Origin of the sequence: Sutterella faecalis, from assembly GCF_006337085.1 — a bacterium.
Classification (GTDB): domain Bacteria; phylum Pseudomonadota; class Gammaproteobacteria; order Burkholderiales; family Burkholderiaceae_F; genus Sutterella; species Sutterella faecalis.
In genome coordinates this window covers 602,981-614,723 of the sequence record NZ_CP040882.1, presented here as the reverse complement: position 1 = coordinate 614,723, position 11,743 = coordinate 602,981, and the positions used below count along the sequence as shown (strand labels likewise).

Genomic DNA, 11,743 nt, shown 5'->3' with positions numbered 1-11,743 from the left:
GGGTAGAGGGCCCCTTTGCAGGGTGCCCCCTCCCACACCGCATGGCCCCGTGATTGGGCCTCTTCGGACATGCCGTTCGGCATCCGGCGGTTTCCAAACATGAATGAAGGTTGCTATCTCATCTCAAGCAGAGAGTACAGCTTGTTGCGTCGAAAGAAGTCGATCGGGTAGGCCTTGTGCATGGTTTGCGTCCCTGACATCCTCCAGGCGCCTGACCCGACACCGGCGGCTTTTCTGGCTTCAGCAGTGGGGATCCCCAACTTGATCAGAGCCGCCAATCGGCGTTTCGGCTTTTTCCATGCCAGCCACACCAGCTTCCGAAGGTGTCTCCGGATATGGCAGTCCAGCTTGTCGTATACCGATTTGCGAAGGTCAAGCTGGAAATAATTCCGCCACCCTCGCAGGATCATGTTGAGTCGCTTGATGGTCGCGAGAAGCGATGAGCCTCGCGCCCGAAAGAAGACAGCCTTCAGCTTCTGCTTCAGTCTGTCGATGCTTTTCGGGTGTGCGACTGGCTTCCGGCGCCAGAACGTGTAGCCGAGGAATTTCGCCCTGCCAGGGCGAAAGACGCCGCTCTTGTCGCGGTTCACCCGCAACTTGAGCGTCTCCTCGATAAATTTCGTTGCCGTTGCCAGCGCACGTTCGCCCGCGAGACGCGATTGCACGTATATGTTGCAATCATCCGCGTACCTACAGAACCGCAATCCGCGCTTCTCCAAGAACTTGTCGAGTTCGTCAAGGACGATCAGCGACAGGATTGGGCTGAGCGGCGATCCTTGCGGCGTGCCTTCCTCGCGAGCTTCAACCAGCCCGTCGGACATGATGCCCGTCCGCAAATACCGTCGGATCAGCTTCAGAAGCGGTTTGTCGGCGCAGTCCTTCTCAAGGCGCGACATCAGTCTGTCGTGGTTCACCGTATCGAAGAACTTCGCAAGATCCATTTCTACGATGAAGCGACAGCCGCCTTCAATGTAGGCGGTCGATTGCTTGATCGCGTCATGCGCACTGCGTCCCGTACGGAATCCATAGCTGTATTCCGAAAAGGTCGGGTCGTAATGCGCAGTCAGAATCTGCGCGATTGCCTGCTGGATCACGCGGTCCTGCACCGTCGGGATGCCCAGCATTCTGGTGCCTCCGTTCGGCTTTGGGATATCGACGCGACGCACCGGGAAGGGAATGTACGTTCCCTGTCGGATGTGCGCGCAGATGCTCGCGCCATGCTTGGCAAAGTGCCCCGAGCATTGGTCGACAGTCATGCCGTCAACCCCCGGAGCTCCCTTATTGGTTATCACCCGGTCGCATGCCTGAAGCATGTTCCTTGGTGATAGAACTTCCTCCAGCGTTATCACTGGTCCTCCTGCTTTCGTCCAATGGTGCTTCCCTACGGTAGCTTGTTCGACCTCCGGCCCCGCCCCTTGGATCTCGGCTTCCGTCCTCCATCCTCCGGGCAGATCTACTCGATTTGCTTCGATTACGGTTTCCCGCGGCTACTGCCGTCGCTGTCGAAGAGATATGCATCCTCTACTTGCAATGTTTGAATTCGGCCCTTCGGCAGTTTCGCCTACTACGGCCTCGGCTGACTTCCCAACCAGCATCCCTCCGCCTTGCGGCGTTGGTAGCCATAGGCACTGGCAGGGATCTCCCCGGGTATCACACATGCGCTTCTAGCCCTATCCGTCGGATTTACGTCCCAACTGTGTCCGTAGAAGTATGGGGTTAACGACTTCTTGCTCGCTCTCCCAATTGAGACGCCTCGCATCCGCTTCCTGTTCGTCGGACTGGCTATTTGCTATCGGCTTCCTTCATCAGTTTGTTGCCTCCCTGACTCTGCCGAGTCGCTAGACCTTCCCCTTCTCGGGCGGTCAGTGGACTTTCACCACATAAACACACGTGCGCTGCCGGGCGCACAAGAGAAAGCCCGTCGGCGAAGAACCGGCGGGCTTTTTGCCGCGTCAGGGATGGGAATCCGGGACTTTGAGGTCGGAATGACGCGGCCTTTAAGCCTCAGGAACCTGGGCTTCGTCTCATCGTCCGGGGCACTTCAAAAATTTACTTAATGTATTGAGTAAATTTACTCAGTAGATTGAGTAAAATTACTCATCTCATTGAGTATATGGGGCTAAAGATGTTTCAGCGACAGGAAGTCAAGTTGTTGATAGAGCGGCTCAATGAGCCGAGGCGCTTCATTCAGGTGGTTATGGGGCCCCGTCAGGTGGGTAAAACAACGGTCGTGAATCAGGCGCTTGACGCCCTCAATGTGCCGGCCGCCTACTATTCCGCCGATAATGTGGCGGACACGGCCGGGTGGATTTCATCCTGCTGGGAGCAGGCGAGACTGGAGATGCGCCTTAACGGCTGGTCTCAGAACATCTTGGTTTTCGATGCGATTCAAAAAATCCCGAACTGGAGCGAAGCCGTTAAAGCCGAATGGGATCGTGATGCCCGGGAAAAGACAAACATCAAGGTGGTGCTCTTAGGATCGTCCCGGATATGGATTTCCAGAGGATTGAGTGAGTCACTGATGGGGAGATGCGAAGAAATTCGCATGACGCACTGGGCTTACGATGAGATGCGGGAAGCCTTTGGACTTACGTTGGACGAATATGTTTATTTCGGCGGCTACCCCGGAGCGGCAGGCGACATCAGGGACAAGGATCGGTGGCGGTCATACATTCAGGGCGCCATCATCGACGCCTCGGTCAACAGAGATATTCTCGTTGATACGCCGGTCGCGAAGCCGGCGCTGCTGCGCAGAACCTTTGAGCTGGGCGCGCAGTATTCAGGAGAAATTCTGTCTCTCACTAAAATGCTCGGTCAGCTTCAGGATGCAGGGAATACGACCACGCTAACGCATTACCTCAACAAGCTCAATGAGGCGGGCCTGTTGGGAGCACTGCAGAAATATGCCGCAGACGAGGCGCGCAAGCGCGCGAGCATCCCGAAATTTCAAGTGCACAACAACGCGCTGAAAACCGCGATGAAGGACGACGCTTTCGCTTCGGTACGTGCCGATCCGGCTGTCTGGGGGCGCTACGTGGAGTCTGCTGTCGGCGCTTATTTGATGAGTCAATCGTTCCGTCTGCGTTTTGATTTGGCGTACTGGCGGGATGGATCCGATGAAGTGGATTTCGTCATCAGAGCTCGCGGCAAGCTGATTGCCATCGAGGTGAAAAGCAATTTCGAAAAGTCTTCTAAGGGACTGGAGGTCTTTCGTCAGAAGTTCGGTGCAGATCGTGCCTTTATCGTCGGACCGGCAGGTTTGTCTCTGGAGACTTTTCTGAAGGCAGACATTTCGGAATTGTGGCGTTGAAGATCAGAACCCAAACTCCCGTGGGCTAGCACCAAAAGTAGTGCTTCCCCGCGGGAGGGGTGACGCCGATCTGCTCATAGACCTGAGTCTGCCGCCTGGTCAGCAGATCCACCCTCCATTCACGGCTGTTCCCCACACGCACAGCCACTACCGGCTCAATGGCTGCCAGAAGCTTGTTCAATGAGTTCCCAGGCAGAACAGCCTGCTTCTTTCGAGCCTGCATGGCTACCTGTCTATAGATTGACTGGGCCAGTTCATAAACGAACAGCTTTCCCTCAAAGGCAGTCTGCGTTGCCATCAGGCGGCGCGCATCTTCCTCGACCTTCAGCTCCCGGAAGGTGCGTTCGATGTTGTTGCGGTCCGAGTAGATCGTAAACACTTGAGCCGCAGACAAATACCGATCCGTTCGGATGGCCAGGCACCCTTCAAACTCGGTCTTCCGCGTCATAACCTGCGCCTTGCGGTAGTAAACCTTATGACCCTTATCGGATTCCTTCTCTCCGATGCAATTGGCCGTACGCTGAGCCAGACGGGGGTCCAGTTTCCTGCCCGAATTCAGAACCTTGAGCGCATCCTCGACATCCTTGGCTAGGCGTCGCGCTGCGAAACTGTTGGTCAGGGGATTGTAATAGAGGTAAATGAAGACCTTGCGCTGAATAGGCTTCACCCCCGGTAAATTTTCCGTCCAGGCTTCAGCCTCCGAGGGGCTGAGAGCCATTTCAACAAATCCCGTGTCGCCGTTCATGTAGCCGTTCTGCGTGAGCAGATCCCGGTGCTGGCGGAACAGCTTCTTGACGGAGTCTTCAACGATGGGAATGCCCTGGACGAATCCAATGTGATGATCAAGCAGGAATTGCGTGGCAAACGGATTCCTGAAGCCGCGATCCGTAACAAACGTCACAAAGGACAGATCGAAGCCGGCGGAAATCATGTGCTTCAGAATGGGGACAAACGCCTTTGAGTCATTGATGGATCCCCAGTAGCTGTAAGCGAAGATGGCCTCGCCCGTTTCCTCATCGCATAGAAGCATCAGATTGACCTGCTTGAGCTCCGGGTTCTGCTTGGCGTGGCCGTACTCCGCTTGATCGATGGTTGTGGAAAATGTACTGATGCCTGTGCTGTCGAAGGCGACGAGGAACGGCTGCTGAGGCTCTCCGGCGTCTTCGCCGGAGCTGGTCTGTGCTCGCTGGCGAGCAAAGAACCTCTCGCGCGCAGCGTCGTAGCGCGTCTTGAAAAAGGCGTCGATTTTGCTCTGATCAATTCGGCTGAGAAGCTCTGAAATCCTCTGCCCGGAAACAGGCTGCAGTCGAGGAAGCCCTGTGGCAGCGGCCCAATCCTCAAATCGATCCATGGCAGGTCCCTGGTCGAAGACATAGACGGCCAACTGAGCAAGAAGCAGTCCGTCATCCGCGCCGAAAATGCCCACAAGGGCATCGAGCATGCCGCAGTTGAGCAGCGTCATCCATGCAGCCCAGGGCTTGCCGATGCGGAGATAACGGCGCGCCTGACGCATTTCCTCAAGCGGATCCGGTTCCAGTTCCTCGCCGGAAGCCAGCAGCTGCGCCTTTGCGGCGGCTTCCTTCGCGTCTTTCTGCTGCTGCGCCTCCAGCTCATCCCATTCCTGCTGAGCATTTGGATTGGCAGAAAGATACTCAGATCGCGAGAGCAGCTGACCTTCCCAAAAGAAGAGTTCGGGCTGTGTGAATTGGGGAAATCTTTTGCGGAACCTGGGGGACACGGTGATCTCATTGGTTGGCTGAATGCGGCCGACCATCTGACGCCCCGTCACGCGGGCCTGCTTCTTCTCCTTGTCCCAATGATTAGTCTCAGCCACGACGTACTGATAGCCGGACCGGCGATTGGTTCTCAGGAAAACATGCCACTTTTCAGTCTCCCCATCCTTCTGCACGGAGAAACCGGTGAGTTGTTTTTTGTTACCGCTTTTCATAGCACCAACTCTAAAATAGAGTAGAGCTATTATACTGCCAAAATAAATCCCGCGTTTTCATTTTTTATAGAAAACACGGGATTAAAAAGAAAGTTTTGGCACCTTTTAACTTGAGTCAATACCCGATGGTGCTAGAGGCCGGGAGTTTGGGTCAGAAAGCCCGCCGGCGAAGAACCAGCGGGCTTTTGAATCATCAGATGCGGGCTTCAGGGACCTCAAAAGGTCGGAATGACGCCGCCCTTGTACTTCTCCTCAATGAATTTTTTGACCTCGGGCGACGTGATCGCGGCCTTGAGCTTCTGGAACGCGGGCTTCGTCTCATCGCCAGGGCGCACCACGACGATGTTGACGAAGGGCGACGAGGAAGGCTCGATCGCGATCGAGTCCTTGATCGGACTCAGGCCCGCCTGGAGCGCGAAGTTCGCGTTGATGACGGCGGCGGCGACGTCGTTGAGCGCAAGCGGAACCTGAGCCGCCTCGAGTTCATAGAACGTGAGGTTCTTGGGGTTCTCCGCGATGTCTCTAACAGTCGAGAGAAGCGAGGCGCCCTCGCGAAGCTTGATGAGGCCCGTGGACTCGAGCACCTTGAGCGCGCGCCCTTCCGTTGTCGGATAGCTCGGAAGCGCAATGCGGGAGCCTTCCGGGATCTCGCTGAGGCTCTTGTATTTTTTGGAGTAGACGGCCATCGGCTCGAGATGGACGCCGACCAGCGTTGCGAACTTGACGCCGTATTGCTTCTCGTAGGTCTCAAGGTAGGGCGTCGACTGGAAGTAGTTAGCGTCGAGGTCCTTGTTGCTGAGGGCAAGGTTAAGTTGCACAAAGTCCGTGAACTCAGTCACCTTGAGCTCAACGCCTTCCTTTTCGAGCTTCGGCTTGATGAAGTTGAGGATGTCGGCGTGCGGCACCGGCGTTGCGCCGATACGGATCACGTCGGCAGCGGCGGCAGTGGACGAAAAGGCAGTGCAGGCAAGGACGGCGGCAGCGGCTGCGCCGGCGAAGGATTTCAGGGAATGATGAAAAATAGACATGGATCGGCTCCGGGAGGCTGTTCGGTTGAAGACGCGAGCTGGCGGCGTGCGTGAGGTCATTGCGACCTTGTGCCTGTCGACGGAGGTTTTCAGAGTCATCAGCATCAAAGCTTTCTGAAAGAGAAAGCGGTACAGAAGAGAGAAGCGCTCCGGTGCAGCAGGCACTCGAAGAACGCTTCGGAGCAGAAAAGAGGATTCCTGCTCCGAAGCCTTGCCGCGACGGCCCCGCGGGCCATCGGCATGAAGGACATATTGCCTGAAGGTTGTTTACCAGGAGGCGGATAAAAGAACGCCTCCTGCGGTATTACCCGGGGAGGCGTGCATTTGAGCAGGAATCAGTTTTCTGGCGGCTCGAAGACCTTAACCTCCGGCGCTGTCCCTGTCCATTTGGAAACCTGAACGAGCGCAGTGGAGGCAATGTTGCCGCAGGAGAGGGAGCTTGCCGGATCATCGGGCGTGAGGACGTTTGATGATCCGTGAACGTCGAGTGCTTCGCCCTCCACCTTCTGCGGGTCAAACCAGCCGCCGTGATGTACGACGACGGCTCCCGGACGAACGGAATCCGTTACGACGGCGCCTGCAAGAATGGCGCCGCGGAGGCTCGAGACCCGGATCACGTCGCCCGTTGCAATGTTGCGCAGAGACGCATCCGCCGGGTTGATGAGGCAGATTTCCCGGCCGGCAATCTGGGACTTCCTGAAGGTAACGGCATTGAGCTGGCTGTGAAGCCGCGCATCGCTTTTGGGCGATACGAGCTGGAGGTACCCGCCTTCAGGATTTCTGAGCGCCGCAGCGTCAGCCGCATGTTCCGCGTTCCCGTAAGCCTCATAGGGCTTCAGGTAGGCGGGGTGCGGCGGGCAGTCTGCGTAGCCGAGGCTGGCGATTCGTTCTGAATAAAGAACGATCTTCCCGGTCTCCGTTTTGAGGGGATGCGCTTCGGGGTCGCGGCGGAAATCCGCGAATGCGACATACCCTTCATTCTTCTTTTCGTGCGGGTAGAGAATGACGCCGGCTTTTTCAAAAGATTCCCATTTGGGGAGAAGCGTTTTGAGGCCGGATGCGAGGCTCCGGCTTCTCGCGTCCTCGTAGAGCTTTCGGATCCATTCTGCTTCCGTGAGCCCCTCCGTGAAGGGTTCCTCAAGTCCGAGGCGGCGAGCGAGGGCGGAGAAGATGGCGTAGTCGCTTTTCGAGCCCCCGATCGGGTCAATCGCCTGCTTCATGAGGACGATGCCGTCATTGATGTAGGTGCCGATCGGCGTGATGTCGGTTCTCTCCAGAAAGGTCGATGCTGGAAGAACAATGTCCGCATGCCGCGCGGTGGCGTTCCAGAAGCTTTCGGCGACGATCACGGCGTCAGGGCGGCGCCAGGCCTCCTCGAGCCTTCTCGTATCCGGATGGTGCGCGAAGGGATTGCCGCCCGCCCAGAAGACGAGGTGCACGTCCGGGTATTCGATCCGGCTGCCGTTCCAGGCGATGACCTTGCCGGGATGGGCGAGAACGTCCGCCATTCGGGCGACCGGAACGGCGCGGCTCCCTTTCCAGGGATGGACGACGGGAACTGCGGGAGGCACCCTCGACGGGATCTGGCCGAGCTGCGGGCCCGTTCCCGGCGGGCAGCCGCCGTTGCAGTAGTGGTAGTTGGTGCCGATGCCGCCGCCCGGGAGCCCGATCTGGCCGAGCGCAGCGGCCAGAGCCACCGCCATCCATGGCGGGAGTTCCCCGTAGCGGGCGCGCTGCGGCCCCCAGCCGAACATGATCATCGTGCGGTGAGCGGCCATGTCGCGGGCGAGCGCCTCAATGTCATGAGCCGGGACTCCCGATTCCGCTGCCGCCCAGGCGGGCGTTTTGGCAATGCCGTCCTCGTCGCCGAGAACATAGGACCTTAGCTCGGGCCAGCCGGTGGTGCAGCGGCTGAGGAACGCTTCGTCGGCAAGATTCTCCTTAATCAGCACGTAGAGGATCCCGAGCATCAGGGCGCAGTCGGTGCCGGGCCTGGCGGCAATCCACTGGCTTCCGATTTCCTGAGCGGTCCTGGGGCAGACGGGGTTGACCGCAATGGTGCGGATGCGCGGGTGGCCTTTAAGGCTTCTGAAGATCTCCGTTCCCTCATGGAGCGTCGTCGTCCAGTCGATGTCGTTCGTGACGAGCGGGTCGCACCCCCAGAGGACGATCCGTTCCGTATGTTCGAGAATCGTGTCCCAGCCCGTGGAGCGCGGGTCCTTGATGCCGAGCGCGTAGGGGAGAATGGTTCCGATCGCGGCGGTGGAGTAGCTGTTCCCGGTTTCGATGTAGCCGCCCATGAGGTTGAGAAGCCTCTGAAGGAGCGCAATTGAATTGTTGACGCTTCCCGGAGACTTCCAGCCGTAGGAACGGCCCCAAACGGCGCTCGGCCCGAAATCCCGGTAGGTGCTTCGAATCGCGTCGGCTGCAAGGTCGAGCGCCTTATCCCAGCTCACCGGAACGTAGGAATCATTTCCGCGGTCCGCGCGGCTATCTTTCCCCCTTTCCAGAAAACTCCGGCGCACCATGGGCTCAAGGATTCTGGCTTCTGCGTAGGGGAGGCTGGCGATGTCCTCAAGATTGGGCGACGGCGCACAGTCCTTCTCAAATGGCCTGGCGCCCGTGAGGCGGCCATCTTTGGTCAGGGCGTAGAAGAGTCCCCAGTGAGAGGCAGTTAAAGTTTCTCTCTCAGTCATGATCCTGAGTTCCGGAAGAATTGAATGAGACGCCGGAGCCATTGATGAATGGGCTCTTGCTCTGGTGAAGGGCGATTATGAGCGGAAAATTGAACGATGCATGATCGTCTTTGTGATTTTTCGCTTCCAGGGAATGTTTGATCCTGAAATAAGGCCATGAGTTGATGCCGGGCAAAGTAAGACTCGGAGGTCTCGCTCGAGCCTGCAGGCGTTCTCCGCGCGGTCATTCTCGGCTGCGGTACCTGCGGATGCGTTCTCCGTCTTCCCGGCGGGCGGCTTCAAAGGCCTCCCCGCGATTGAGGAGGCTGTCGATCGTTCGCTGGAAGGCGCGGAGGAAGAATTCCGCGTATTTGCGGACGCTTCTCTCTCGCAGCATGAGAGGACGGCATCCGGATAGCTGCTCATGTCGCTTTCCTCAATGAAGAGAGGCGTGATGCCGTGATTCACCAGAACCGCGGTCTCCATGAGCCGGGCAGTGCGGCGATTCCCGGCCGTGAAGTACCTGAGGCGAAGAAGACCGCAATGGATGCCGGCGGCCTTTTCAAACGGATCATCAATCCGGCGTGCCGCGGAAAGGCAATGCTCCAGTTCGGTCTCAAGCTGTTCTCTCGAGCGCGCACCGCCTCCGATCGCTTTGCGCTCCTGATGAACCGTTCCCTGCTGCTTTTCAGAAAGCTGATGATTCCCGAGAGCTATGGCATGAAGCTCGCAGAGAAAATCCTTCGTCAGCACATTCCGCACTTGCGCAGTCGAAATGACATACTGAAACGTCTTCCAGATATCGCAGAGCATCAGCGCGTCGGAGAGCGGCTTCTCGTCGGTAATGCCGTATTTGAGAAGAATAGCAGCGGACTTCCTTGAATACGTGCTGCCTTCAAGTCTGCTCGTCAGGAATGCGTATTCGATGGAACGGTCTTCCAGAATGCGCGGATTGTCGAGGAGCTCCCGCGGCGAGTATTCGGCGGCAAGATGAGCGAGCCTGCGGCGCTCATCTCGGGAAAAGAAAGCTCCGGGCTCCAGACGGGAAGGCGGGTTGCGGAACATGCTTGGGCGCGGCAGAAAATCAGAATGAAGAGCCTTTGATCGGCAAAAGCCTAAAGAGCCGGGACGGCGGCTTGCCATTTTAAAAGGATGTTCCGGGATCGGGATCCGTATGCGGTCGATATGCTCTCTGGCCGGCGAGCACAGAAAAAGCCGGCAGACTCATCAGAATCCGCCGGCTTCAGGGACTCGGGTTAAAAGTCTTCAGAAGACTTCAATCAGAGCTTTCCTTCCTTCTGCGCCTTGACGTGTTCAGCAACAGTCATGCCGAAGACGCCTGCAGAGGTGAGCTGCGCGCCGCCGACGTAGTTGTCGTAGAAGAGGCCGCCGGCAGCATTGCCGATGCAGAAGAGGCCGTCGATCGGATGATTTTCCGTGTCGAGCACCTGAGCTTCGGTGTTGATGAGCGGGCCGCCGAAGGTGGCCGTCATGCCGCCCTGGAAGGGCACGATGTAGAAGGGCGCCTTTTCAATGAGCGGAGCCTTCGGGAGCGTGTTGGCCGGGGTGAGCTTCGAGGCTTTGCCCGACTTCACGGCGTCGTTGTAGTCCTCAACGGTCTTCGCGAGGACCTTCGGATCGAGACCCGCGGCCTGGGCGGCTTCCTCGAGGGTATTGCCGGTATAAACCGGAGCCTTCGTGCGGCTGTAGGACTCCCAGTCGTTCTTCAGAATTGGGATGTCGTGCGTCGTCTGGTCGCAGACCATGAAGGCCCAGTTGTCGGGCGTCATGGCGGCAACATCGCGCGACATCTGAACGTAGGTCTGACCTTCATCGGTGAAGCGCTTGCCTTCCTTGTTGACGCAGATGCCGTTGTTGACGATGTTGAGCGGGTTGGCGCCGGTGGGTCCGTAAATCGGGCCGCAGTGATACTGGTCGACGTTCACGACCTTCGGGAGGAACGGAGCCGTGAGAACCACGTTTTCGCCCGCGATGATTCGCGAACCGCGAATCGGCATCTTGGCGCCGGCAGAACCGATGTACTGGGTGACGAGCTGCTGGTTAGCAGAGTAGCCGCCGGTGGCGAGAACGACGCCGAACTTCGAATAAACCTCAGAGAGGCCTTCCTTCGTCTTCACACGAACGCCGTTGACGTTGCCCTTCTTCGGGTCGGAGAGGAGCTCGACCACCTTGGTGTTCGTGCGGACTTCAACGCCGAGGGACTTCGCTTTGTTGAGAAGCGTCATGGCGAGCTGTGCTCCGCCCGGCTTCATCTCGCCCGTAACGAGGTGCGCACGGGTGAGCTGCGGCCACACGAGCTTCGCGCCCGTATTGAAGTTGACGCCGCAGTAGGAGTGGAGCCACTCAAGAAGCCTCGTGCAGTTGTCGACCACCTTGTGCGTGAGGGCAGGGACGGCCTTCTGCTGCGAAACCTTCATCATGTCGTTGAAGAAGGCTTCGTTCGTATCGGTTGCCGTTCCCTTGGCCTTCTGGAACGAAGTGTTGAGGCCGAGAAGGAAGCCCGCGGCGTAAATCGTGTTGCCGGCAGGCATGGGCATCTTTTCAAGAAGGAGGGGCTTCAGGCCCAGCTCGGCAGCGTGGACAGCGCAGACCAGACCGCCGCAGCCGGCGCCGACGATGATGAGATCGTACTTGGCGGACTTGGGCGAACGGGCTTCGGCAGCCGCAACGCCGCCCAGCATGCCGGCAGCGCCGACTGCACCGGCCGCAGCCGTACGGAAGAATTCACGACGATTTGCAAGCGTCATTTCGTTTCTCTCTT

General features: G+C 58.1%; 7 protein-coding genes and 1 pseudogene. 1 reads left to right on the top strand and 7 read right to left on the bottom strand.

The genetic code is table 11. The annotated features are described in order from the left end of the window. Window positions 1-113: 113 nt before the first annotated feature. Window positions 114-1,313: a group II intron reverse transcriptase/maturase gene (gene ltrA, locus FG381_RS02420; RefSeq protein ID WP_228025684.1), complete on the bottom strand. Its 1,200-nt coding sequence runs from the start codon at window positions 1,311-1,313 to the stop codon at window positions 114-116. 812 nt (window positions 1,314-2,125) lie between these two features. Between ltrA and FG381_RS02415 the strand changes: the two genes are divergently transcribed. Next, window positions 2,126-3,310, top strand: a complete 1,185-nt coding sequence (locus tag FG381_RS02415; RefSeq protein ID WP_139687374.1) for an ATP-binding protein — start codon at window positions 2,126-2,128, stop codon at window positions 3,308-3,310. 25 nt (window positions 3,311-3,335) lie between these two features. On the opposite strand, the gene FG381_RS02410 is transcribed toward FG381_RS02415, so the two are convergent. From FG381_RS02410 to FG381_RS02390, 6 genes and pseudogenes are all read right to left on the bottom strand, one after another. Further along, window positions 3,336-5,258 (bottom strand): IS1634 family transposase, encoded by a 1,923-nt coding sequence (locus tag FG381_RS02410; RefSeq protein WP_139687373.1) that lies wholly within the window; start codon window positions 5,256-5,258, stop codon window positions 3,336-3,338. 215 nt (window positions 5,259-5,473) lie between these two features. After that, a complete protein-coding gene (locus tag FG381_RS02405; protein WP_139687372.1) occupies window positions 5,474-6,286 on the bottom strand; it encodes a MetQ/NlpA family ABC transporter substrate-binding protein in 813 nt (270 codons plus the stop codon). Window positions 6,287-6,621: 335 nt separating this feature from the next. Further along, on the bottom strand, window positions 6,622-8,982 hold the full coding sequence (locus tag FG381_RS02400) for a molybdopterin-dependent oxidoreductase (RefSeq protein ID WP_228025682.1): 2,361 nt from the start codon (window positions 8,980-8,982) through the stop codon (window positions 6,622-6,624). Window positions 8,983-9,205: 223 nt separating this feature from the next. Continuing rightward, window positions 9,206-9,358: a hypothetical protein gene (locus FG381_RS12710; protein ID WP_226960381.1), complete on the bottom strand. Its 153-nt coding sequence runs from the start codon at window positions 9,356-9,358 to the stop codon at window positions 9,206-9,208. A 137-nt stretch (window positions 9,359-9,495) separates the two neighbouring features. After that, window positions 9,496-9,774 (bottom strand): annotated as a pseudogene (locus FG381_RS12930) (hypothetical protein); the annotation flags it as partial. A 467-nt stretch (window positions 9,775-10,241) separates the two neighbouring features. Further along, complete coding sequence (locus FG381_RS02390; protein WP_139687369.1) at window positions 10,242-11,729, bottom strand: FAD-dependent oxidoreductase; 1,488 nt, start codon at window positions 11,727-11,729, stop codon at window positions 10,242-10,244. Window positions 11,730-11,743 lie beyond the last annotated feature (14 nt).

Bases quoted from the DNA above. Each gene is read 5' to 3' on its own strand.
- ltrA (WP_228025684.1), bottom strand. From the start codon at position 1,313: ATGCTTCAGGCATGCGACCGGGTGATAACCAATAAGGGAGCTCCGGGG.
- FG381_RS02415 (WP_139687374.1), top strand. From the start codon at position 2,126: ATGTTTCAGCGACAGGAAGTCAAGTTGTTGATAGAGCGGCTCAATGAG.
- FG381_RS02410 (WP_139687373.1), bottom strand. From the start codon at position 5,258: ATGAAAAGCGGTAACAAAAAACAACTCACCGGTTTCTCCGTGCAGAAG.
- FG381_RS02405 (WP_139687372.1), bottom strand. From the start codon at position 6,286: ATGTCTATTTTTCATCATTCCCTGAAATCCTTCGCCGGCGCAGCCGCT.
- FG381_RS02400 (WP_228025682.1), bottom strand. From the start codon at position 8,982: ATGACTGAGAGAGAAACTTTAACTGCCTCTCACTGGGGACTCTTCTAC.
- FG381_RS12710 (WP_226960381.1), bottom strand. From the start codon at position 9,358: ATGCTGCGAGAGAGAAGCGTCCGCAAATACGCGGAATTCTTCCTCCGC.
- FG381_RS02390 (WP_139687369.1), bottom strand. From the start codon at position 11,729: ATGACGCTTGCAAATCGTCGTGAATTCTTCCGTACGGCTGCGGCCGGT.